At 74.8% G+C, this 25,951-nt stretch carries 6 protein-coding genes; all 6 read left to right on the plus strand.

Annotated elements, in window-relative coordinates; translation table 11 throughout:
- The 6 genes from PZB77_RS28730 (at window position 1) to PZB77_RS28755 (ending at window position 25,897) form a co-directional block, all read left to right on the plus strand.
- Window positions 1-1,065: an AraC family transcriptional regulator gene (locus tag PZB77_RS28730; RefSeq protein ID WP_275495544.1), complete on the plus strand. Its 1,065-nt coding sequence runs from the start codon at window positions 1-3 to the stop codon at window positions 1,063-1,065.
- A 92-nt stretch (window positions 1,066-1,157) separates the two neighbouring features.
- Complete coding sequence (locus tag PZB77_RS28735) at window positions 1,158-1,736, plus strand: DNA starvation/stationary phase protection protein (RefSeq protein WP_275495545.1); 579 nt, start codon at window positions 1,158-1,160, stop codon at window positions 1,734-1,736.
- 206 nt (window positions 1,737-1,942) lie between these two features.
- Window positions 1,943-2,338, plus strand: a complete 396-nt coding sequence (locus PZB77_RS28740; protein WP_275495546.1) for a GNAT family N-acetyltransferase — start codon at window positions 1,943-1,945, stop codon at window positions 2,336-2,338.
- Window positions 2,339-3,098: 760 nt separating this feature from the next.
- Window positions 3,099-3,317, plus strand: a complete 219-nt coding sequence (locus PZB77_RS28745; protein WP_275496255.1) for an MbtH family protein — start codon at window positions 3,099-3,101, stop codon at window positions 3,315-3,317.
- Window positions 3,318-3,770: 453 nt separating this feature from the next.
- Window positions 3,771-18,278, plus strand: a complete 14,508-nt coding sequence (locus PZB77_RS28750; protein ID WP_275495547.1) for a non-ribosomal peptide synthetase — start codon at window positions 3,771-3,773, stop codon at window positions 18,276-18,278.
- Entirely contained in the window at window positions 18,275-25,897 is a 7,623-nt protein-coding gene (locus PZB77_RS28755) for a non-ribosomal peptide synthetase (protein WP_275495548.1), read from the plus strand. Before PZB77_RS28750 ends, PZB77_RS28755 begins: the two co-directional genes overlap by 4 nt.
- Window positions 25,898-25,951 lie beyond the last annotated feature (54 nt).

Raw genomic sequence — 25,951 nt, forward strand, 5'->3', positions numbered from 1 at the left:
GTGCGGATCTCCGTCCTGGAGTCCGCGCCCACCGGCCCGGCCCTCGTCGCCTGCCGCCCGGAGGTTTCGGACGGCCCGAGTGGTCCGAGGGGTTCGGGCGGTACGGACGGCCGGAGGAGCCCGGGGGGTGCGGGTGGTCCCGCGGGTGCGGGCCGCTTCGCCGGCGCCGGACGTGGACGCGACCCCCTTCCGCCCTGGCGGTCGGCCTCCGACGACGGCGAGACGCTGTACGTCGCGCAGCACGTCCACGGCCCGATCGCGGTCCCCCACGACGGAGCCGAGGTTCTCCTGGAACCCGGCGACCTCGTCTTCTGCCGGCCCGGCGGACCGGGCGGGCCCGTGTTCCCGCGCTCCGGTGAGCCGTACCGCATGACCGTCTTCCACGTGCCCCGGCGGCTCCTCGACCTCCGTGACGGAGAGCTGCGCCGGGTCGTGGGGGTACCGCTGCGCTGCGCGGAGGGTGTCGGGGCGCTCGTCTCCCACTTCCTCTCCCTCGTCGCTGCGGAGACCGGAGTCCACCGGTCGCCCACCGCCGACCGGCTCGTCGGCAATGCGGCGGGGATCCTCGCCGCGTTCGTGACGGAGGTCGTCGCGGAGGAGGATTCAAGGGCCCCGGACCCGGGTGCGCGGATGACGGCCCGCATCCGGGAGTTCATCGAGGCGCATCTCGCGGACCCGGCGCTGTCCCCGGCCACGATCGCGCGAGCCCACCACCTTTCGGTCCGCCATCTGCACAAGCTCTTCGAGGGTGAAGGCACCACGGTGGGGCAGCTGATACGCCGTCGCAGACTTGAGGCGTGCCGACGCGAACTCGGCCGGTCGCCGCGCCGCACCCTCACCGTGGCCGCCGTGGCGCACCGCTGGGGCTTCGTCAGCCCTTCACACTTCAGCCGGTCCTTCCGGGACGCCTACGGCATGTCGCCCAGCCAATGGCAGCGGTCGGCCTCGTCCGGTACGGGTCTTCTCGTCCTGCCCCCGTCGCCCCGTTCCCTCACCGACCGCACCCGCCCGGCGGAGGGGCCCCGAGGGCGCCCGTCGGGCGGCCGGCGGATCTTCGCGCCGTAGCGGTTCCCCGCAACGGCTCCCCGGGCACGGCCCGTCCGGAGCACGGATGCGGACACACACCCCCCACAGCACCCGCAGCAGGAGGAGAACCCATGACCCACCCCGCACCGCACGCGAACGGCAGCCGGCCGTGGCTGCACCGGAAGGACGAGGTGATCCAGGAGTTCGGCACCGTCAAGCGGTTCCCGATCGGCCTGACCCACGAAGCGCGGACGTACTCCTGCCAGCGCCTGAACCAGGTACTGGCCGATACGCAGATCCTCTACGGCCTCTACAAGAAGCACCACTGGCTGATGCGCGGCGCGACCTTCTACCAACTGCACCTGGTCCTGGACAAGCACGCGGGGGAGCAGCTCGAACTCGTGGACACCCTCGCCGAACGGGTCCAGTCCCTCGGCGGCGTCGCGGTGGGAGATCCCCGGCACGTCGCCGAGATCACCTCGATCCCGCGCCCCCCGGACGGCGTGGAGGAGGTGCCGGCCATGCTGTCGCGGCTGCTGGAGGCGCACGAGGCCATCCTCGTGGACGCCCACGACGCCGCTGCCCGGACCGTCGGACTCGGCGACGACGGCACCAACGACCTGCTCGTCTCGCAGGTCGTGCGAACCGGGGAACTGCAGGCGTGGTTCCTGGCCGAGCATCTGGTCGACACCCCGCTGGTCCGCGCCTGACCGGCAGCGGCACTTGACGGGCAGAACCGCCCGAAGGGCAGCGGCACCCGACCGGCCGAAGGCGGCGGACCGGCCGGCTCCGCGCACAGCGCCTGCCCGTCCCCGCGCCTGCCCGTCCCCGTGCCTGCCCCGACCCCGTGCCTGCCCCGACCCCGTCGGGGCCCGCCGCGCTCCGGGTGACTCCCCGGCAGCCGTACGATCCCGGGATGGCGATCACCTACGTGTGGCGGGGCGACTTCGACGACCTGAGCCTCGACGTCCTGCACGCCGACGGGTTCGGCGGTCCGGTCGTCAGGACCGCATGGCGGGCGCGGCTGGAGCGTCACAGCCTGGGCTGGGTCTGCGCGTGGGAGGACGGCTCCCTGATCGGCTTCGTCAACGTGATCGGGGACGGCGGCGCCCACGCCTTCCTCCTGGACACCGTGGTGGCCCGCCACCGCAGATCGCTCGGGGTCGGCGCCGCCCTGGTCGCAGCGGCGGTCGAAGGGGCCCGGGCCGCACGGTGCGCGTGGGTGCACGTCGACTTCGAGGAACACCTGCGGAGTTTCTACCTCGACACCTGCGGATTCCGGGTGACCGCGGCGGGAGTGATCGCACTCTGACGCGGGGTCGGATCCCCATGTTTCCGCGGGCGGTCTCCGCCTGCCCGCTCGGGCGGACTCCGCCCGGCCGCGGGCCGTACGCCGACCGGCCGCGCCGGTCCTGTTCCGGTGGGGGGACGGACGACGGCCGCCCCGCCCGTGCCCGTACGCCGGTACGGAGCCCCGCTCCGGCCGAGGTCGCCGAGGTCGTCCCACCCCCCGGACGCCCCGCCCCAGCAGGGGGATCGAGAGGCAGCGGGGGCACGGGGTGCGGACCGAAGGCACGCCGGGTGCGGGCGGCGGTACGGCGCACGGGGCGCACAACCGGCGCACGGGGGCTCGATTGGATCATATTGCGCTCCGGCGTCTGCGGGCGCGCGCGGGCGCTTTTCGGAAATGCCGCGGCTCAAATTCAGCGATATCCGTGCAAGGGGGACGCGGCGTGACTGAACTTTTTCACAGGTGATCACTTGGCATATGTCCCGCGCGTACGGAGTAGCCCTGCGGGATGGGGGGCGTGCATGCAAGGACGCGAATACCGCCTTCGGCCGCGATGCATCCTCTAATGTGATTGGCATGAACGGGCGAAGTCGGAGTGAGACCCGTCGCGAAGGGCAATCGGAGAAGAGTACGAGGCGAGAGATCGCCGCTCTCCGTGCAGCCGGGTCAGCCGGAAAGAGTCCGGAGCCGGCGGTGCCGCTGCGTCGACGTTCGGCGTGATGCGCCCGGGAATGTCTGAATGACCATTCGTGGAATGAGTGAGAACAAGTGGGGGACGGCCGTGACCAATCCTTTCGATGACGAGTCGGGACGGTTCGTTGCGCTGGTCAACGACGAGGGGCAGTACTCGCTGTGGCCCGTGCACATCGAGATTCCGGGCGGCTGGCGCGCCGTGGGCCCGGAGGGATCGCGCCAGGAATGTCTGGAAGCGATCGAAGCCGCCTGGACCGACATGCGCCCCGCCGGCCTGGTGCGGGCTACGGAGTCCGTCGCCGAGTAGAGCCTCGGCACTCGGTGCGGGAGGGGACCGGGACCTGGCGCGCGGGAGGGGATCGCCCCTCGGCGCGGAGGAGTTCGGCGTGCGATCCAGCACGCGACTCCGATCGGTTCCGCTCTTCTTCTGAGCGGAATCGATCGGATTGGGCCGACGTTCGATCCTCGTCCGGCGGCAATCCCTCTCTTTCTTCCGCGCGGCCTCGCCGACCCGTCCCCAGGGAGCCCGTGAACCGCTCCGCGGTGCCTTCTCGGCGCAGGTGAAAGCGGGTGGGCTCCGGGTGCATGCGCCGGGTGCGCGCGTCCGGCGCGAAACCCCGGTGATTCCCTCTCCGGCGCCGCACCGAATCCTCACTCCGCCTCGGTGGGTTCTCGGCCGACGGCGTGCGCTCCGGCAGGGCGGGGTTCTCCCCGCCTTCCTTGTCGTCCCCGAAATCTCTCCCCAAAGGTGTCGACCGGCATGTATGAAAACGACTCGATCCCGTCCCGTGCCATTCCCGGAGAACTCCTCGAACTGACCCTCGCGCAGCAGGGTGTGTGGTACGGCCAGCAGGTCGAACCAGAAAGTCCGAAATTCAACATCGCCGAGTGCTTCGAGATCCGCGGTGATCTGGACACCGGGACGTTCGCGGCCGCCGTCGCCCGTACCGTCGCCCTGTGCGACAGCCTCAACGTCGAGCTGGTCGTCAGGGACGGGGTGGTACGCCAACGGGTCGCGCCCCCACCCCGGTCCGGCGCCGACCGGATCCGGCTGGTCGATCTCTCCGGGGCCGACGACCCCGCCGCCGCGGCCGAGCGCTACCTGGCCGACGACATGGCCACCGTCGACCGGATCGACGTCCCGCGGCACACCTTCACACTGCTGCGACTCGGTCCAGGACGGCACTACTGGTACATCCGCTTCCACCACATCGCCGTCGACGGACTCGGCAGCGCCGTCTTCGCCCGCACGGTGGCCGATCTCTACGCCCGCGCTCTGCGGGGCGAGGACATCCTCGAGGCCGAGCTGCCCCCCGCCCCGCTCCGCGACCTCCTCGCCGACGAGGCGGCCTACCTCGACTCCGACCGCTACGAGGCGGACCGGACCTACTGGACCGCCAAGTTCGCCGACCGCGCGCCGGGGACGGCGGTCCCGGCCGACGCCACGACCCCGGCCGGCGTCGCCGGCTCCCATGACGGGGGCGGTGACGGGAACGGGGCGCGGGGCGGCACGCCGCTCATCCGCCGGCGTACCGCTGCCCACCCGACGGCTGTTCCCGCCGCGGCGGACGGCGTGCACCTCCACTCCGGCGAGACGCTGCCCGTCGCCGTCTTCGACGACCTGCGCCGACTCGCCGCGGCCAACCGCACCAGCTGGACCGCCGTCCTGGTGAGCGCGGTCGCCGCCTACGTGGGACGTGCCACCGGCACCAGCGACGTCGTGGTGGGCCTCGCCTCCAACGGCCGCCACGGCGGACTGCGGCACATCGTCGGCATGACCGCCAACATCCTGCCGCTGCGGCTGAACATCACCGCCGACATGACGGTCGGCGCGCTGGTCCGTGCCGTCGCCGGCGAGATGCGCGGCGCCCTGCGCCACCGGCGCTTCTCCCGCGAGCAGCTCGCCCGTGAACTCCGGATGGCCGACGACGCGGCGCGCCTGACCGACGTCGTCGTCAACATCATGGGCTACGAGTACGACCTCGAGTTCGCCGGCAGCCCCGCCACCTCCCGCGTGCTCTCCATCGGCCCGGTCGACGACGTCTCGCTCTTCGTCTCCGAACGCTCCGAGGGCACCGGTCCGCTGATCGGATTCGACGCCGACCAGGAGCTGTACCGCCCCGAGGACGTGCGGCTGAGCCAGCGCGCCGTCATCTCCTTCCTGTCGGCCCTCGCCGGAGCGGAGACCGAAACCCCCCTGCGCGAGCTGCCGTTGCTCGACGCCGAGACGGCCGGTGAACTCCTCGCCCACGGTCGGGGCGCCGCCCTCGCGCCACAGGGCCCGGCGCACGCCACGAGTCTGCCCGACGCGTTCGGAGCCCAGGTCCGCCGCACCCCGGACGCTCCGGCGGTGGTGGACGGCGCCGTCACCCTCTCCTACCGGGACCTCGCACGGACCGCGGCGGAGCTCTCCGGAGCACTGGCGGGCTGGGGCCTCGCTCCCGAGGACGGCGTCGGCGTCCTGGTGGACCGCTCGGCGGCCGTGGTGGCCGCCACCCTCGGCGTGGTCGGGGCGGGCGCCGCGTACGTACCGATGGACGCCGGCTGGCCCGAGGAGCGCCTCGGCCGCGTCGCGGGGGTCGCCGGGATCCGCGCCCTCGTTGTCGACGAGGCCGCTGCGGGGCGGCACTGGGTGAAGGTGACGGCCGCCGTGCTGCCGGTGATCGTCGTCGACGCCGTCGGCGGGATCCTGCGCGGGGGTCCGCCGCGCCCCGGACGGCCGGCGGACGTGGCGCGCGCGGACCGGCTCGCCTACACGATGTTCACCTCCGGCTCCACCGGCCTGCCGAAGGGCGTCGGGGTCACCCACGCGGACGTCCTCGCGCTCGCCGCCGACACCGCCTGGACCGGCGGGGCGTACGAGGCGGTGCTGCTGCACTCCGCCTACGTCTTCGACGCGTCCACCTTCGAGATATGGGTGCCGCTCCTGCACGGCGGCCGGGTGGTCGTCGCCCCGCCGGGCGTCCTGGAGGCCCCCGTCCTGACCGGCCTGGTCGCGCGGTACGGAGTGACCGCGCTCTTCCTCACCACGGCCCTGTTCAACGTGGTCGCCGAAGCGGACCCGGCCGCCTTCGCCGGAGTGCGCCTGGTCGCGGCGGGCGGGGAGGCCGCCACACCGGACCTGATGCAGCGGGTGGCGGCCGCCGCGCCCCGTACCCGCGTCCTGCACGTGTACGGACCCACCGAGACCACCACCTTCGCCGCCCGCCACCAGGTGTCCGCCGACACGTCCGGAGTGCCGCCCGTCGGACGCCCGCTCGACGGGACGCTGCTCCACGTCCTCGACCGCGATCTCGGCCTGGTACCGCCCGGAGTGGTGGGGGAGCTGTACGTGGGCGGCCGCGGTGTCGCCCGCGGTTACCAGGGGCGTCCCGCGCTCACCGCCGGCCGGTTCGTCGCGGACCCGCACGGTCCGCACGGGGCGCGCATGTACCGCACCGGCGACCTGGTCCGCTGGACCGCGCACGGCGAGATCGAGTACGTGGGACGCGTGGACGGGCAGGTCAAGCTTCGCGGGTACCGCATCGAACCCGCCGAGATCGAGAGCGCCCTGCTCGCCGATCCGGACGTGCGCGCCGTCGCCGTCCTGGTCCGCGAGGACATACCCGGCGACCGCCGGCTCGTCGCCTACGTCGTACCCGCTCCGGGTGCCCGCCCGGACGACACCGCGCTCGCCCGCCGGGTCGGCCGCATTCTGCCCGCGTACATGGTGCCCTCCGTCTTCGTGACACTCGATGCGCTGCCGCTCAACCCCAACGGCAAGGTCGACCGCCGCGCCCTGCCCGCACCCCCCGCCGCGGCCCCGACGGGCCGCGCCCCGCGCACCGCCTTCGAAGAGGTCCTGGCCGGCCTGTTCGCGGACGTCCTGGGCGTCGAAGCGGTCGGCGCCGACGACAACTTCTTCTCCCTGGGCGGCCACTCGCTGCTCGCCACCCGGCTCACCGGCCGGGTGCGCGCCGCCCTGGGCGCCGAACTCGACCTGCGCACCCTCTTCGACCACCCCACGGTCGCCTCGCTCGCCGCCGTCCTCGACACCACCGGCGCCGCCCGGCCCGCGCTCACCCCGCAGCCGCGGCCCGCGGCGGTGCCGCTCTCCTTCGCGCAGCGCCGGCTGTGGTTCCTCAACCGGGCGGAGGGCCCCGGCGACACCTACACCATTCCGCTCGTCCTGGAACTCGACGGTCCGCTCGACACCGAGTCGCTCCGGGGCGCGCTGGCCGACGTCATCGCCCGGCACGAGAGCCTGCGCACCGTCTTCGCCGAGCACGACGGCGTACCGCGTCAGGAAGTCCTCGACGCTGCCGTCGCGGCCGGGCTGGTCCCGCTCGTCGTCCAGCGGCCCCCGGCCGGGGACCCCGGCACCGGCGCCTGGGCGGAGGAAACGATCCGCCGCCTGATCGCCGAGCCCTTCGACCTCACCGGTGACGTCGCCGTCCGCGCCCGTCTCCTCCAGGAGGCCCCGGCCCGCCACCTCCTGGTCCTCGTCCTCCACCACGTCGTCGCCGACGGCTGGTCCCTCGCGCCCCTCGTCCGCGACCTCGGCGCCGCCTACCGTGCCAGGACCGAGGGCACCGGCAGCCCCGAATGGCCCGCGCTGCCGGTGCAGTACGCCGACTACACCCTCTGGCAGCGCCGGCTGCTCGGCGACGACGCCGACCCCCACAGCCTCGCCGCGCTCCAGCTCGACCACTGGCGCCGGGCCCTGCGCGGCGCCCCCGACCTGATCGACCTGCCCCTGGACCGGCCGCGCCCGGCGGTCCCCAGCCACCGGGGCGACGCCGTCCCCTTCGTCCTGCCCGCACCCGAGCACGCCGCTCTCGTCCGGCTCGCCCGGGCGACCGGCTGCACCCCCTTCATGGTGCTCCAGGCGGCACTGGCGGTGACGCTGCACGCCCACGGAGCCGGTACGGACATCCCCCTGGGGACGGCCGCGGCGGGCCGCCCGGACGAGGCTCTCGGCGACCTGGTCGGCTTCTTCGTCAACACCGTCGTGCTGCGCACCGACCTCTCGGGCGATCCGACCTTCCGCGAACTGCTGACACGCATAAGGGAGTTCGACATCGCCGCCTTCAGCCACGGCGACCTTCCCTTCGAGCGGATCGTGGAAGCGGTCAATCCGGAAAGGTCCGGCGACCACCACCCGCTCTTCCAGACCATGCTGGTCCTGCAGAACCAGGACCGGGCGGAGCTGGACCTGCCGGGCATCACCACCCGCGACCGGTCCCGGCACACCGGGATCAGCAAGTTCGACCTGACCTTCTCACTGACCGAACTCGGCGGCACACCGGACGGCACGGGCGCCGGCACCGGTGCGCCCTCGGGCATCGGCGGCCACCTGGAGTACGCGACCGACCTCTTCGACGCCACCACCGCGCGCGGTCTCAGCGACCGCCTCGCCCGGATCCTCACCCTCGCCGTCGCCGACCCCGACCGCCGGGTCGGCGCGTACGACCCGGCCGGACCGGACGAGCGGGACCTGGTCCTCGCCCAAGGCCGCGGAAGGGCACGGCCGTTGCCCGTCCTCACCGTCCCCGAGGCTGTCCGCGAGCAGGCCCTGCGCACCCCCGGGGCGACCGCCGTCCGCGACGCGCGCACCCGTCTCACCTACGCGGAACTCGACACCCGCGCCGACGCCCTCGCCCACGTGCTGCGCGAGCGCGGCGCGGGCCGCGAGGACCGGGTGGCCATCGCCGCGCCGCAGTCCGTGCACACCGTCGTCGCGATGCTGGCCGTACTGCGGGCCGGCGCCGCCTACGTACCCGTCGACCCGGAGTACCCGGCGACCCGCATCCGCCACATGCTCGACGACGCCCGGCCGGTCCTGCTGCTCACCACCGCGGACACCCACCCGGCCCTGCCCTCCGTCGATCTGCCCTGGCTCGCCCTCGACGCCACCCCCACCCCGCCCGCCGCGGACCTCCCGCCCCTCGGCCACGTGCCCCACCCGGCGGACGCCGCGTACGTCATCTACACCTCCGGCTCCACCGGCCGCCCCAAGGGCGTGGTGGTGCCCCACCGCGCGCTCGCCAACCACATGGCGTGGATGGCGGACCACCTCGGCGTCACCGGCGAGGACCGGGTCCTGGCGCGTACCTCCACCAGCTTCGACGCCTCCGTCTGGGAGCTGTGGCTCCCGCTGACGACCGGTGCCGAAGTGTGCGTGATGCCGTCCGAAGCCAACCGGGAGCCCACCGAACTCGTCTCCTGGATGCGCCGGTTCGAGGTCACCGTCGCCCAGTTCGTGCCCTCGCACCTGACCCACGTCCTCGCCGAGGCCGCCCCCACCGCGCCCCCGCCCCGGCCCCGCGCCGTGCTGTGCGGCGGGGAGCCCCTGCCGCGCTCCCTCGCCGTCGAGATCACCGCCCGGTGGGGCGCCGACGTGCACAACCTGTACGGGCCCACCGAAGCGACCATCGACGCCACCGCACACCGCGACGACACCAGCCGGACCGGCGCCGCGACCGAGACGGTCCCGATCGGCCGACCCGTCGACACCATGCGCGCGTACGTCCTCGACAGCCGGCTGCGCCCCGTACCGCCCGGCGTCACCGGGGAGTTGTACCTCAGCGGCCCCAACCTCGCCCGGGGTTACCTGCGCCGGCCCGGTCTGACCGCCGAACGCTTCGTCGCCGACCCCCTCGCCGCAGGCGGCGCCCGCATGTACCGCACCGGCGACCTCGTGCGATGGAACGCGCACGGGCTGCTCGAGTACCTCTCCCGCGCCGACGACCAGGTCAAACTGCGCGGATTCCGCATCGAGTTGGGAGAGGTGGAGGCAGCGCTCCTGGCGCACCCCGGTGTCGTCGGAGCCTGCGCCGTGATCCGCGAGGACGCGCCCGGACGGCGCCGCCTCGTCGCCTACGCCGTGACCGACGACCCCGCCGCGCGCCCCGTCCTGCTGCGCGACGCCCTCGCCGAGGCCCTGCCGCACCACATGGTGCCCTCCGCCGTCGTCGCCCTGGACGCCCTGCCCCTCCTGCCCAACGGCAAGGTGGACCGGCGCGCCCTGCCCGAACCAGAACCGGAGACCGACGGTCCGGCCGAGAACGCGCGGCTCACCTTCCGGGAGGAGCTGCTGGCGGGAATCTTCGCCGACGTACTGCACCGGCCCCGCGTCGGACCCCGCAGCAGCTTCTTCGACCTCGGCGGACACTCGTTGCTCGCCATGCGCGTGGTGAGCCGTGTCCGCGCGGTGCTGGGCGTGGAGATCGCCGTACGCACCCTCTTCGAGCACCCGACCGTCGCGGACCTGGCGCGCGCCCTCGACCCGGCCGCCCAGACCCGCCCTCCCGTGGTCCCGGCCGAGCGGCGCCCCGACCCCCTCCCGCTCTCCTCGGCCCAGCAGCGCCTCTGGTTCCTGGGGCGCCTCGAAGGGCCCAGCTCCACCTACAACATCCCGCTCGTCCTCGAACTCGGCGGCGCCCTCGACACGGACGCGCTGCGCGCCGCCCTGCACGACGTCGTGGAGCGGCACGAGTCGCTGCGCACCCTCTTCCCCGAACGGGACGGGACCCCCTACCAGTCGGTCGTCGGCGCGGACATCGCCACCCCCGGGCTGCCCGTGGTGGGGGTGGCCCCCGCCGACCTGGAGGACGCCGTACTCGACGCCGTCCGGGAGCCGTTCGACGTCGCCACGGACCTGCCGCTGCGCGCCCTGCTCCTGCGCCCCGCCCCCGGCCGGCACGTCCTGGTGCTGGTCCTGCACCACATCGCCGCCGACGGCTGGTCCCTCGCCCCCCTCGCCCGCCACCTCGGCGAGGCCTACCGGGCGCGCCTCGCCGGCGAGGCGCCCGAGCGGGCCCCGGGCACCCCGCTCCAGTACGCCGACTACACCCTCTGGCAGCACGCCGCCCTGGGCGACGGCACCGCCCCGCACAGCGCCCTGCGCCGCCAGCTGGACCACTGGCACACCGCCCTCGCGGGACTGCCGGGCCTGATCGACCTGCCGCTGGACCGGCCGCGCCCGGTCACCACCGACCCGAGGGGAGCCACCCACGCCTTCGACGTGCCGCCCGCTCTCCACGCCCGGCTCCTGCTCCTCGCGCGGGAGTCGGGCAGCAGCCTCTTCATGGTGCTCCAGTCGGCGGTGGCCGCCCTGCTGCACCGGCACGGAGCGGGCGACGACATCCCGCTCGGTACCCCCGTCGCCGGTCGCACCGACGAGGCGCTGGAGGACCTGGTCGGGTTCTTCGTCAACACCCTCGTGCTCCGCACGGACCTCTCCGGCAGCCCGACCTTCCGCGAACTCCTTGTGCGCGTGCGTGAGTTCGACCTGGCCGCCTACGAGCACCAGGACGTCCCCTTCGAGCGACTGGTGGAGAGCCTCAACCCCGTCCGGGCCCGCAACCACCACCCGCTCTTCCAGACCATGCTGGTCCTGCAGAACCAGGAGACCGTCCGCCCCGACCTCCCCGGCCTCACCGTGGAGGACCGGCTCGTCCACAACGGCCTGAGCAAGTTCGACCTCACCTTCGCGTTCACCGAGGAAGCCGACGGGGGTGGTCTCGGCGCCGGCATCGAGTACGCCACCGCCCTCTTCGACCGCGACACCGTCGAGACGCTCGCCGCCCGGCTCCTCCGCCTCCTCGAACAGGTGGCCGCCGACCCGGGCCGTCCGCTCCGCGCCTACGACCTGCTGACCGCCGACGAACGCGACCGGGTCGTCCGCCGGGGAACAGGCCGGCCGCTCGCCCCGGCCGCACCGGAGGCCACCCTGCCGGCCCGCTTCGCCGCCCAGGCGCTGCGCACCCCGCACGCGGTGGCGGTCACCGACGGCTCCACCGCCCTCGGCTACGCCCTCCTCGACACCCTCTCCGCCGACCTCGCCGCCGCCCTGGCCGGGCTCGGCGTCGGCCCCGAGTGCGGCGTCGGCGTCCTGCTGACCCGGTCGGCCGCCGTGGTGACGGCCTCCCTCGGCGCGGTCCGCGCGGCCGGCGCCTACGTCCCGATGGACGCGCACTGGCCCGGGGAGCGGCTCGACCAGGTCGCCACGGTGGCGTCCGTGCGGGTCCTCGTCGTGGACGAGGCCGCCCTCGCCTCGGGGTGGGTGACCGAGGCGGCCGGCCGACTGCCGGTCGTGGTGGTGGACCGGGTCGGCCGGATCCTGCGCGGCTCGCCCGAGCGACCGGGCGTCCCGGCCGCCGTACCGGGGCCCGCGGCCCTCGCCTACACCATGTTCACCTCCGGCTCCACCGGGGTGCCCAAGGGCGTCGGGGTCACCCACGCCGACGTGGCCGCGCTCGCCGACGACTCCGCCTGGGGCGACGGCGCGGTGGACGCGGTGCTGATGCACTCGGCGTACGTCTTCGACGCCTCCACCTTCGAGATCTGGGCCCCCCTCCTGCACGGCGGCAGGATCGTCGTCGCACCGGAAGGCGTCCTGGAGGCCCGGGTCCTCGGCGAAGCCGTCCACGAGCAGGGGGTGAGCGCCCTCTTCCTGACGACGGCGCTCTTCAACGTGATCGCCGAGACCGACCCGGGCGCCTTCCGGGGTCTGCGCCTCCTCTGTGCCGGCGGGGAACTCGCCTCCCCGGACGCCATGCAGCGGATCGCCGCCACGACCCCCGGTCTGCGCGTCCTGCACGTGTACGGGCCGACCGAGACCACCACCTTCGCCACCCGCTACGACGTGCCCGCCGGCCTCCCGGCCGGACCACCGCCCATCGGCCGCCCGCTGGACGGCATGCGGCTGTACGTGCTCGACGGCTCCCTCGGCCCCGTCGCTCCGGGTGTCGTCGGCGAGCTCTACCTCGCCGGGCACGGGGTGTCCCGGGGCTACTCGGGGCTTCCCGCCCTGACCGCCACCCGTTTCGTCGCCGATCCGTACGGGCCCGCGGGCGGGCGGATGTACCGCACCGGTGACCTCGTCCGCTGGACCCGGGACGGAGAGGTCGCCTACGTCACCCGCGCGGACGGCCAGGTGAAGCTGCGCGGCTACCGCATCGAACTCGGCGAGATCGAGGGGATCCTCGCCTGTTGCGAAGGGGTCGCCGACTCCTTCGCCGTCGTCCGCGAGGACACCGCCGGCGACCGGCGCCTCGTCGCGTACGTGGTGCCGGCCGCCGGAGCACGTCCCGCGCCGGCCGACCTCGCCCGGGCCGTCGGCCGTTCGCTGCCCGCCTACATGGTGCCCTCGGCGTTCGTGCTGCTCGACGCGCTGCCGCTGACCGCCAACGGCAAGGTGGACCGGCGCGCGCTCCCCGCACCCGTGCACGGGGCCCCGCACCGGGAGGGACCGGTCCGGCCGGCCCGCACCGCCCGCGAGGAGATCCTCCGCGGCCTCTTCGCCGACGTGCTCGGACTCGACACGGCGGACGCCGACGGCGACTTCTTCGCCCTCGGCGGCCACTCCCTGCTCGCCACTCGCCTCGCCGCCCGCATCCGCACCGCGCTCGGCGTGGAGGTCCCGGTCAAGGCGCTCTTCGAGCACCCCACCCCGGCAGCCCTCGCCGCGGTGCTGGACAGTGCCGAGGAGGCCAGAACACCCCTGGTGAGGGCGGAGACCCGCCCTCACCCGCTGCCGCTCTCCTCCGCCCAGCAACGCCTCTGGTTCCTGGGCCGGCTGGAGGGCCCGAGCGCCACCTACAACGTGCCGCTCGTCCTCGGCCTCGACGGACAGCTCGACACCGACGCCCTGGAGAGCGCCCTCGTAGACGTCGTCCGGCGCCACGAGAGCCTGCGGACCGTCTTCCCCGAGACCGACGGGGTGGCCGAGCAAGTGGTGCTCGACGGCGCGGGCGCCGACCTCGACCTGACACCCCGGGACACCGACCCGGCCCGTCTGGACGACGTGCTCACCGCCGAGGTGGCGCATCCCTTCGACGTGAGCACCGAACTCCCGGTCCGCGGACGGCTGCTGCGGCTCGGCCCGGACTCCCACGTCCTGGTGCTGGTCCTGCACCACATCGCCGGCGACGGCTGGTCCCTCGCTCCGCTCGCCCGCGATCTGGGCGAGGCGTACCGGGCGCGCAGCCAGGGCGAGGAGGCCGGCTGGACCGAACTCGCCGTCCAGTACACCGACTACACCCTCTGGCAGCGCGCGCTGCTCGGCGAGGAGGACGACCCCTCCAGCCAGGCCGCCCGCCAGCTGGCCTTCTGGCGCGGTGCCCTCACCGGCGCTCCCGAACTGCTCGAACTGCCCTGCGACCGGCCGAGGCCCGCGGTCCCCTCGTACTGCGGCGACGCACACGCCTTCACCGTCACCGCCGACACCCACCGGGCGCTCGCCGACCTCGCCCGGACCCGGGGCAGCAGCCTCTTCATGGTGCTCCAGGCCGCCCTCTCCGTCCTCCTCTCCCGCCACGGAGCGGGCGACGACATCCCGCTGGGCACCGCGGTCGCCGGCCGCACCGACGAGGCACTCGACGACCTGGTCGGCTTCTTCGTCAACACCCTCGTGCTGCGCACCGACCTGAGCGGCAACCCCACGTTCGGCGAGGTCGTCGACCGCGTACGCGACTTCGACCTGGCCGCCTACGCCCACCAGGACCTGCCGTTCGAACGGCTGGTGGACGCACTCAGCCCCGCCCGGGCCCAGAACCACCACCCGCTCTTCCAGACCATGCTCGTCCTCCAGAACCAGGCCGACGCCACGATCGACCTGCCCGGGCTCACCGTGTCGGAGCGGCCCGTGCACACCGGCATCAGCAAGTTCGACCTCACCTTCACCTTCACCGAGACGTCCGACGACGCCGGCCGGCCGGCCGGTCTGCGGGGCGTCCTGGAGTTCTCCACCGAACTCTTCGCCCCGGCCACCGCGCACACCCTGGCCGCCCGGCTGACCCGGCTTCTCGGCACCCTCGCCACCGACCCCGGGCAGCACGTCCGCACCGTGGACGTCCTGCACGCGGACGAGCGCCGGGCCCTGGACCGCGTCGCGCACGGCCCGGCCCGGCCCGCTGCGGCGCGCACTGCGCCCGAGGCGTTCCGCGCGCAGTGCGCCCGGACCCCGGAGGCGGTCGCCGTACAGGACGGCGCCGACCGGCTCACCTACCGCGAACTCGACCTGCTCTCCGACGCCCTCGCCCACCACCTGCACGAACGGGGCATCGGCCGCGGCGATCTGGTCGCCCTGGCGCTGGAGGGCACCGCCGACCAGGTCCTCGCGGTGCTGGCGGTGACCAAGGCCGGCGCCGCCTACCTGCCGGTCGACCTGGAGTACCCCGAGGCGCGCATCGCGTACATGCTCGACGACGCCCGCCCGGCGCTGCTCCTCACCCACGCGTCCCGCGCCGCACACTCCGGCCTCCCGCTGCCCCGCCTCACGCTCGACGACCGGTCCGCCTGGGCCACCGGCAGCGCGCCACCGGCCGCCGCCGCGCCCGACCCGCGCGACGCGGCGTACGTCATCTACACCTCCGGCTCCACCGGCCGTCCCAAGGGGGTGGTCGTCACCCACGCCTCCCTGACCAACCACATGGCGTGGATGGCGGACCACCTCGGCCTCACCGGCGACGACCGGGTCCTCGCCCGCACCTCGCCGAGCTTCGACGCCTCGGTCTGGGAGACCTGGCTGCCGCTCCTGCACGGCGGCTCCACCTGCCCCGTGCCCCCCGCCCTCAACCACGACCCCGCCGCGCTGCTGGCACGGATGCGCGCCGAGGGCGTGACCCTCGCCCAGTTCGTCCCCTCGCACCTCGCGGCCGTCCTGACCGGCACCGGCCCCGGCACGGTGCCCCCGACGCTGCGGGCCGTCCTGTGCGGCGGCGAACCGCTGCCCCGCACACTCGCGGACCGCGTCGCGCGGGAGTGGCGGACCGAGGTGCACAACCTCTACGGGCCGACCGAGGCCACCATCGACGCCACCGCCCACCACCACCGCACCACCGCGGGGGACGGACCGGCCGGGGAGGGGAGCGTGCCGCTCGGACGCCCGGTCGACAACACCCGCGCCTACGTGCTCGACGCCTCGCTGCGGCCGGTGCCGCCCGGGGTCACCGGCGAACTCCACCTCGCGGGCGACGGCCTCGCCCGCGGCTACCTGCGGCGCCCCGGCCTGACCGCCTCCCGGTTCACCGCCGACCCGTACGGTCCGGCCGGAAGCCGGATGTACCGCACCGGCGACCTCGTCCGGCGGGACGGTGACGGTCTGCTCACCTACGTCTCGCGCGCCGACGACCAGGTGAAGGTGAACGGCTTCCGCATCGAACCGGGCGAGATCGAGGCCGCCCTCACCGCGCTCGACTCCATCGCCACCGCCTGCGTCCAGGTCCGTGAGGACCGGCCCGGCGAGCGCCGCCTCGTCGCCTACACCGTCCCCGGCCCGCGCGGCGGCTCCCCGGCGCCGGCCGAGCACGAACTGCGCGCCCGCCTGGCCGAGACCCTGCCGCCGTACATGGTGCCCGCCGTCTTCGTCCCCCTCGACGCGCTGCCGCTGCTGCCCAACGGCAAGACCGACCGGCGCGCCCTGCCCGCCCCGGCCCGCCCGGACGCCGCCCGGCCCGGCGGCCTGCCCCGCACCGCGAGGGAACGGGCGCTCTGCGAGGTGTTCGCCTCCGTCCTGCGCACGGGCACCGTCCGCACCGACGACGACTTCTTCGCGCTCGGCGGCGACAGCATCCTCTCCATCCAGCTGGTCAGCCGTGCCCGCGAGGCCGGCCTGCGGGTCACCCCCCGCGACGTCTTCGCGCACCGCACGCCCGAGGCCATCGCGGCCGCCGCCACCGAACTGGACCAGGACCCGGTACCCGGCTTCCCCGCCGGGAGCGCAGCCTCCGGGCACCCGGGGACCGGCGTCGTGCCGGCCACCCCGATCGTCGCCTGGTTCCTGGAACGACCCGGCCCCACGGAGGGGTACAACCAGTCCGGGGTGCTGCGCACACCGTCGGGGGCCGGCGCCGACACCCTGACGGCAGCCCTGCAACTCCTCCTCGACCAGCACGACATGCTCCGGCTCCGCGTCGGCGGCCCGGCCGGGGACGGGATGCTCCTCGAAGCGCTGCCACCCGGCTCCGTACCGGCCCGCGACCGGTTCACCCGCATCGATGTGACGGGTCTCGACGACGATGCCGTCCGCGCCGCCCTCACCGGGGCCGGCGAAGCGGCCCGCGGGCGGCTGAACCCCGCCGACGGCCGCGTCGTCGAGGCCGTCTGGTGCGACGCGGGCCCCCGGGCACGAGGCCGGCTGCTCCTCGTCGTCCACCACCTCGCCGTCGACGCCGTCTCCTGGCGGATCCTCACCGACGACCTCGCCACGGCCTGGCGGGCCGTCACCGAGCGCGCGGCAGCGGGCGGCCGCTCCGACGGCTCCGCCGGACCGGGCGCACGGCTCCCCGCCGTCGCCACCTCCTACCGCCAGTGGGCGCACCTCCTCGCCTCCCAGGCGCACAGCACCGCCCGGGAGGCGGAACTCCCGCTCTGGGAAGCGACGTCGCTCACCCCCGACCCGCAGTTGGGACACCGCCCGCTCGATCCCCGCACGGACACCGCCGGCCGGACCCGCACCCTCGTCACCCGGCTGCCCGCCTCCCGCACGGCGCCGCTGCTCACCACCGTGCCCGCCGCCTTCCACGCCGGAGTGGACGACGTCCTGCTCACCGGCCTCGCCCTCGCGGTGAGCTCCTGGCGCGCGGCACGGGCCGACGGCTCCGGATCCACCCCCACCGCCGTCCTCGTCGATCGGGAGGGCCACGGCCGGGAGCAGATCGACGACCGCGTCGACCTCTCCCGTACCGTCGGCTGGTTCACCACCCTCTACCCCGTCCGGGTCGACGCCGGCCCCCTCGACCCCCGCGACCCCGGTCACTTCGACGCCGCACGGGTCGAACGCGCCCTCAAGCGCGTCAAGGAGCAGTTGCGCGCCGTCCCCGACCACGGGATCGGCTACGGGATGCTCCGCCGGCTCAACCCGGCGACCCGCGCCCGGCTGGCCGCCGCCCCCGATCCCCAGATCGGCTTCAACTACCTCGGGCGGTACGCCGACGCGGGCGGCGCGGGCGGGGGCGCCGACTGGGACGTCCTGCTCGACGCCGGCGGGCCGCGCGCGCAGGACCCAGGCATGCCCGTCCACCACGTGCTCGACATCAACGCGCACACCGAGGACGGGACCGACGGACCGACCCTCGTGACCCGCTGGACCTGGCCCGCCGACCTCCTCGGGGAGACGGACGTCCAGGCCCTGTCCGAGGCGTTCGGCCGCGCCCTGCGCGCCCTCTCCGACCACGCGGCACGACCCGAGGCGGGCGGCTGGACGCCGTCCGACCTTCCCCTGGTCTCCCTGGACCAGGCCCAGATCGACCGACTGCAGAACAAGTGGGGTGGACGCAAGTGACCGGGTTCCAGTTGGAGGACGTACTGCCGCTGACGCCGTTGCAGGCCGGCATGCTCTTCCACGCGCTGTACGACTCCCACGCCGTGGACGTCTACACCGCGCAGTTCGTCTTCGACCTCGAAGGCACCCCCGACGTCCCCGCGCTGCGCGCCGCCGTCGGCGGTCTGCTGCGGCGGCACGCCAACCTCCGGGTCGGCTTCCTCCACGAGGACCTGCCCGAGCCCGTACAGGCCGTCGCCACCGAGGTGCCGGTGCCGCTGGAGGTGGAGGACCTGACGGGCCCGGACGGTCCGGCCGCGACCGAGGCGCGCCTCGCCGCGTTCCTCGCCGCCGACCGGATCCGGCGCTTCGACCTCGGTACCCCGCCGCTGATGCGCTTCACGCTGCTGCGCACCGCCCCACGCCGTCACCGCCTCGTCATGACCGCCCACCACATCCTCCTCGACGGCTGGTCGATGCCCCTGCTGGTACGGGAGCTGTTCGCGCTGTACGCGACCGGGGGCGACGACACCGGTCTGCCGCGCGTCGCGCCGTACCGCGGCTACCTCGCCTGGCTGGCCCAGCAGGACCGCACCGAGGCCCTGGACACCTGGCGGACCGCGCTGGCCGGCGTCGAGGCGCCGACCCTGCTCGCCGGACGCGGCGGGGCAGCCCGGCCCGCGCCGCCGGAACCGGCCGTTCCCGGGGAGGTGCCCGTCTCCGGGGAGCTGCCGGCCACGTTCGTGCTCGAGTTGGACGAAGCCACCACCCGGGGGCTGCGCGAGACCGCCCGCGCCCACCGGCTCACCCTCAACACCCTGGTCCAAGGCGCCTGGGGGCTGCTGCTCGCCCGGCTCACCGGCCGCTCCGACGTCGTCTTCGGCACCACCGTCTCCGGCCGCCCGCCGGAGATACCCGGCGTGGAGTCGATGGTCGGGCTCTTCATCAACACCGTGCCGGTACGCCTGCGACCGGAACCCGGTGACACCCTCGCCACCCTCCTGACCCGCCTCCAGGACGAACAGGGCCGCCTCCTGGGCGCGCAGTTCGTGGGACTGACCGAGATCAGCGAGGCCACCGGGATCGGTGAACTCTTCGACACCCTCACGGTGTTCGAGAACTATCCGATGGACGCCGAGGCCCTGCGCACCGCCCAGCGGGGTCTGCCCGGCCTCGCCGTCACCGGCTTCAGCGGCACGGACGCAGCCCACTACCCGCTCACCCTCACCATCGCTCCCGGCGACACCCTGCGGATCACCTTCGGTCACCGGGCGGTCCTCGGCCACGACGAGGTGGCCCGCACCGCCGCCCGGATGCGCCGCCTGCTGTCGGCGATGTCCCAGGGGCTCGACCAGCGCGCCGACGCGGTACCGGTGCTCCTGGACGGCGAACGCGCCACGCTGCTGGCACAGGGTCAGGGCGCGGAACTCCCGCCCGGGACGACGGAGACGAACGTCGCGGGTGCCCTGGTGCGGCGCGCCGCCCGGCAGCCGGACAGCATCGCCGTCACCGGTGCCGGCGAGGAGCTGACCTACGGCCGGCTCCTGCGCCTGGCGGACGAACTGGCCGGCGCGCTCACAGGGCTCGGGGCCGGCACGGAGTCCGGCATCGGGATCCTCATGGGCCGCTCGACCGCCCTGGTCACCGCCTCCCTGGCGGTGCTGCGCGCGGGCGCCGCCTACGTCCCCCTCGATCCGCGCTGGCCCGCCGAACGCCTCGCCCGCGTGGCGGAAGTGGCGGGCCCGCGCGTGCTCGTCGTCGACGAGGCCGCACGTGCGCACCCGTGGCTGGACCGACTGCCGGCCGGTACGGCGGTGGTGACCGTGGACGCCGCCGGCCGGGTGCTGGACGGCGGCCCCGCCGCCCCCGGCGCCCTCCCGCCCACGGGCCACGGCGCCGGGCTCGCGTACGTGATGTTCACCTCCGGCTCCACCGGCGCGCCCAAGGGCGTCGGCGTCACCCACGCCGACATCACCTCCCTCGCGGCCGACCGGACCTGGGGCGACGGCGTGAGCGACGCGGTCCTCCTGCACTCGGCGTACGCGTTCGACGCCTCCACCTTCGAGATGTGGGTCCCGCTCCTCAACGGCGGCCGCGTCGTCGTCGCCCCCGAGGGAGCCCTCCAGCCCGCCGCGATCCGGGACCTGGTGGACCGCCACGGCGTGACCGCCGCTTTCCTGACGACCGCCCTGTTCAACGTCGTCGCCGAGACCGATCCCGGCGCGCTGGGCCTGCTGCGCCTGGCCGCCGCCGGCGGCGAGGCGGCAGCCCCCGGCGTCCTCCAGCGGCTCGCCACCGCCCACCCCGGCACCCTCGTCCTCAACGTCTACGGGCCCACCGAGGCCACCACCTTCGCCACCCTGCACCGCGTCCGTCCCGGCGACGAGCCCGACGGCATCCCGCCGATCGGCCGGCCCCTCGACGGCGTGCGCGCCTACGTGCTCGACGCGGCGCTGAGGCCCGTACCCGCCGACGCGGAGGGGGAGTTGTACCTCGCCGGGCCCGGCGTCGCGCGCGGATACCTGGGACGCCCCGGCCTCACCGCCACCCGCTTCGTCGCCGACCCGTTCGCCGGGACCGGGGCGCGGATGTACCGCACCGGTGACCTCGTACGCCGGGACGCCGACGGCGCGCTGCACCACCTGGCGCGGGCGGACCAGCAGATCAAACTGCGCGGCCACCGCATCGAACCCGCCGAGATCGAGGCGGTGCTCCGCGCCGACCCGTCCGTACGCGCCGCCCGTGTCGTGGTCCGCGAGGACCTGCCCGGCGACCGCACCCTCACCGCCTACGTCGTCCCCGCCCCCGGCCGCACCCCCGACGCCGGTCTGCTCGCCGCGCACGTCGGCCGCCACCTCCCCGCGTACATGGTGCCCACCGCCGTCGAGAGCCTCGACGCGTTCCCGCTCACCGCCAACGGCAAGCTCGACGCGCACGCCCTGCCCGCGCCCACCCGGCGGGCGACGTCGGCCGGAAGGCCGCCGAGCGGCGCCCACGAGGAGATCCTCGCCGGGCTCTTCGCCGACGTGCTGGGGGTGGACCGGGTCGCGGCCGACGACAGCTTCTTCGCACTGGGCGGCCATTCGCTGCTCGCCACCCGGCTCGTGGGCCGCATCCGTACCGCGCTGCGGACCGAGGCGGACATCCGCACCCTCTTCGAGAACCCCACCGTCGCCGCACTCGCCACCGCCCTGCGGGACGCCCGCCGCCCGGCCCGCCCCGCCCTCGTGCCGCAGGAACGCCCCGCCACCCTCCCGCTCTCCTACGCCCAGCAGCGCCTGTGGTTCCTCCACCGGCTCGAAGGCCCCTCCGCCACGTACAACATCCCCTTCGCGGTACGCCTCGACGGGCCGCTCGACACCGACGCACTGCGCATGGCCCTGCACGACCTCGTCGTCCGGCACGCCTCGCTGCGCACCGTCTTCCCGGAGCGCGACGGCGTGCCGTGCCAGCAGATCACCGCGCCGCAGGACGTGACCCTGCCGCTCCTCGTCGAAGCCGCCGACGAGGAGAAGCTCGCCGACCGCGTCCGGGCCGCCGCGGCCGAACCGATCGACGTGGGACACCGCCTCCCGCTCCGGGCGACCCTGCTGCGCCTCGCCGACGACGCGCACGTCCTCGTCCTGGTGGTCCACCACATCGCCGCCGACGGCTCGTCCCTCGCGCCCCTCACCCGCGACCTCGGCGCCGCCTACCGCGCGCGGCTGCGCGCGGAGGCCCCCGACTGGGCCCCGCTCCCCGTGGAGTACGCCGACCACGCGCTCTGGCAGCGCCGCCTGCTCGGTGAGCCGCACGGGTCGGACAGCCTGGCGGACCGTCAGCTCGCGCACTGGGAAGCGGCGTTGGACGGAATGCCGGAACTGGTCGAGCTGCCCTGGGACCGCCCGCGCCCCGCCGTCTCCCGCCATGCCGGCGCCACGCACGCCTTCGCGCTGGACGGATCCACCTCCCGACGGATCGCCGACCTCGCCCGCGCCACCGGCAGCACCGTCTTCATGGTGCTCCAGGCGGCCCTGTCGCTCACGCTCTCCCGCCACGGCGCCGGGGACGACATCCCGCTCGGCACCGCCGTCGCCGGCCGCACCGACGAGGCCGCCGCCGACCTCGTCGGTCTCTTCGTCAACACCCTGGTGCTCCGCACCGACCTCACGGGCGACCCGACGTTCCTCGAACTCCTCGACAGGGTGAAGGAGTTCGACCTCTCCGCGCACGCACACCAGGACATCCCCTTCGAGCGGCTGGTCGAACTCCGCAACCCGACCCGCTCGCAGAACCACCACCCGCTCTTCCAGACCATGCTGGTCCTCCAGAACCACACCCCCGCCGCCCCCGTCGAGCTGCCCGGCCTCACCGTCTCCGCCGTGCCGGTCGACACCGCCGTCAGCAAGTTCGACCTCTCCTTCACCTTCACCGAGATCCACGGCGCCGACGGGACACCCGAGGGCATGCGGGCCACGGTCGACTACGCGACGGAGCTCTTCGACAGCGCGACCGTGCGCGGTCTCGCCGAACGGCTCGTCACCCTCCTCGACGCCGTCACCGCCGATCCGGACCGCCCGCTGCACACGTACGAGGTGCTCACCGCGGCCGAGCGCACCCGCCTCACCACCCGGGGCACCGGCCCGGCCGACGACCTGCCCGGCTCCACCGTCCCCGCGCTCTACGAGGAGTGGGCCCGGCGCACCCCGGACGCACCCGCCGTCCGCGACGCCCGCACCACCCTCACCTACGCCGCTCTCGACGCCCGCGCCGACGCCCTCGCGCACCGGCTCGCCGCCCTCGGCATCGGCCCGGAGGACCGGGTCGCCGTCGCCCTGCCCCGCACCCACGAACTCGTCGTCGGCCTCCTCGGTGTCCTCAAGGCCGGAGCCGCGTACGTCCCGCTCGACCCCGACTACCCGGCCGACCGCCTCGCGTACATGCTCGACGACGCCCGACCCCGCCTGCTCCTGACCACCCCCGCCCTCCACCGCCGCCTCCCCGGCTCACCGGTGCCCCACCTCTACCCGACGGAGGCCGTCGCGGGCGCCGCCCCCGAGGGCCGGGCCGCTGCCCGGGTGCGCCCGGAACACCCCGCGTACGTCATCTACACCTCCGGCTCCACCGGCCGCCCCAAGGGCGTCGTGGTCACCCACCGCGGCGCCGGGGCCATGGCCGCGAGTCAGCGGAAACGGCTGCGCGTCACCCCCGACAGCCGGGTGCTCCACATGGCGTCCGTCAGCTTCGACGCCGCGTTCTGGGAACTCTGCATGGCACTCCTCAACGGCGCCTGCCTGGAGATCGACGAACGACCCGCGCTGCTCCCCGGCCCCACCCTTGCCGCCACCGTCCAGGAGCGCGGCGCCACCCACCTCACCCTGCCGCCCGCCGCACTGGCGGTGATGGCGCCCGGCTCGCTGCCCACCGGGATCACCCTGGCGCTCGCCGGAGAGGCGTGCACCCCGGCCCTGGTGCGGGCCTGGGCACCCGGTCGGCACCTCTTCAACGCCTACGGCCCGACCGAGACCACCGTCTGCGCGACCATGAGCACCGCCCAGCGGGCCGACGGCCCGCTCGCCCCCGAGCACACGGTGCCCATCGGCGTTCCCTTCGACGGCACCCGGGTCCACGTCCTGGACGACCGGCTGGCACCCGTGCCGACCGGCGTCGTCGGCGAACTGTACGTCTCCGGCGCCGGGGTCGCCCGGGGATACCACGGCAGGCCCGGGCTGACCGCGTCCCGCTTCGTCGCCGACCCCTCCGACCCCGCGGGAGGCCGGATGTACCGCACCGGCGACCTGGTGCGCTGGACCACGGACCCCGACGACGGCGGTCCCGGCGCACTCGTCTACGTCTCCCGGGTGGACGACCAGGTCAAACTCCGCGGCTTCCGCATCGAACTCGGTGAGATCGAAGCCGTGCTCACCGCTCTGCCCGGCGTCACCTCGGCCTGTGCCGTCGTCCGCGAGGACCGGCCCGGCGACCGGCGCCTCGTCGCGTACACCACACCCGCGGACGGGCCGGAATGCCCCGGTGCGACCGAGCTGCGCGCCCGCCTCGCCGCCACCCTCCCCGACCACATGGTCCCCGCCGCCTTCGTGCGCCTCGACGCGCTGCCCCTCACGCCCAACGGCAAGACCGACCGGCGGGCGCTTCCCGCGCCCGACCGGACCGCACCGACCGGCGGCCGCGCCCCGCGCACGGACCGGGAACGGGCCCTGTGCGAAGTGTTCGCACAGACACTCGGCGTGGACGAGGTCGGTGTCACGGACGACTTCTTCGCCCTGGGCGGCCACTCCCTGCTCGCGGTGACCCTCGCCCAGCGGATCGAGGAGCGCTGCGGCCGACGCCCGTCCCTGCGCGCCCTGTTCGCGTCCCCCACGGTGGAAGGGGTGGACCGCCTCCTGGGCGGCACCCCGGGGGAGGCGGACCCGCGGGAGCGCACCGCCGGCCCGGACCTCGCCGCCGAGATCCGCCTCGCCCCGGACATCACCGGCGCCGGCCGGAACGCACCGGTACCCGCCCCCGCCCGCCGCCCCGCCCGGCCGTCCGCCCGCCCGCTGCTGACCGGTGCCTCCGGCTTCCTCGGCGCCTTCCTCCTGCGCGACCTCCTCGAGTCCACCGGCGAACCGGTCGACTGCCTGGTACGCGCCGGGGACGAACACCGGGCCGCCCACCGGCTGCGCGCCAACCTGGAGCGGTACGGCCTCTGGCACCCCCGGTACGCCGACCTCGTCCGCCCCGTCCCCGGCGACCTGGCCGCCCCCGGACTCGGGCTGTCGCCCGAGGACCGGACCGCCCTGGTACGCCGGCTCGGCCTCGTGGTGCACAACGGCGCCCACGTCAACTTCGCCGCCCCGTACCAGGACCTGCGCGCCGCCAACGTCGCCGGCACCGAGGAACTGCTCCGGCTGCTCGCCGAGTCCGCCTCGCCCGCCATGCACTACGTCTCCACCACCGGCGTCTACGCACCACCCGCCGGACCGGACACCGCCCCCCTCACCGAGACGAGCCCGACCGGCCCCGCAGCCGGACTGCCCGACGGTTACGCCCAGAGCAAGTGGGTCGCCGAAGGACTCGTCGGCCTCGCCCGCGAACGCGGCCTGCCGGTGACCGTCCACCGCCCGGGCCGCATCAGCGGCGACACCGCGACCGGCGCCTGCCAGGAACGCGACCTGCTCTGGCAGCTCATCAAGGGGTGCCTGCAGGCGGAAGCGGTACCGGACCTCCCGCACGGCTCCACCGACTGGGTGCCGGTCGACCACGTCAGCGCGGCGGTGGTGGCGCTCGCCCTCTCCGGCCGCCCGGGCCCGCGGACGTACCACCACACCAACCCGGACGCACCCGGCCTGGACCGCGTCTTCGAGGCGGCCGTACGCCTCGGCCACGAGGTGCGCACCGTCCCCGCCGAGGAGTGGCGGGACCGGGTCGCGGCCCGGCCGGACAACGCGGCCCAGTTGTTCCTCGGCGACGGGAGCGGCTCCGGCTCCGCCGCGGCGACGGACCGCCGCCGCTTCGACTCCGCCCGCACCAGCGAAGAGGCGGCCGCCCTCGGCGTCCGTCTGCCACCGCTCACCGACGAGGTGCTGGACCGCTACCTGACGTACTTCCACGGGACGGGGTTCCTGCCGGCGCCGCGGGAGGCGACGGCCGCACCGTGACCTGAGGGCGTCTCATGACACAAGGGTGCTCCCTCGACACCCACGCGGACGTCG

The sequence above is a fragment of the Streptomyces sp. AM 2-1-1 genome (assembly GCF_029167645.1).
Lineage (GTDB): Bacteria > Actinomycetota > Actinomycetes > Streptomycetales > Streptomycetaceae > Streptomyces.

What these genes read in the sequence shown, in the direction of transcription:
- PZB77_RS28735 (WP_275495545.1), top strand. Translation starts at nt 1,158, where the DNA reads ATGACCCACCCCGCACCGCACGCGAACGGCAGCCGGCCGTGGCTGCAC.
- PZB77_RS28740 (WP_275495546.1), top strand. Translation starts at nt 1,943, where the DNA reads ATGGCGATCACCTACGTGTGGCGGGGCGACTTCGACGACCTGAGCCTC.
- PZB77_RS28750 (WP_275495547.1), top strand. Translation starts at nt 3,771, where the DNA reads ATGTATGAAAACGACTCGATCCCGTCCCGTGCCATTCCCGGAGAACTC.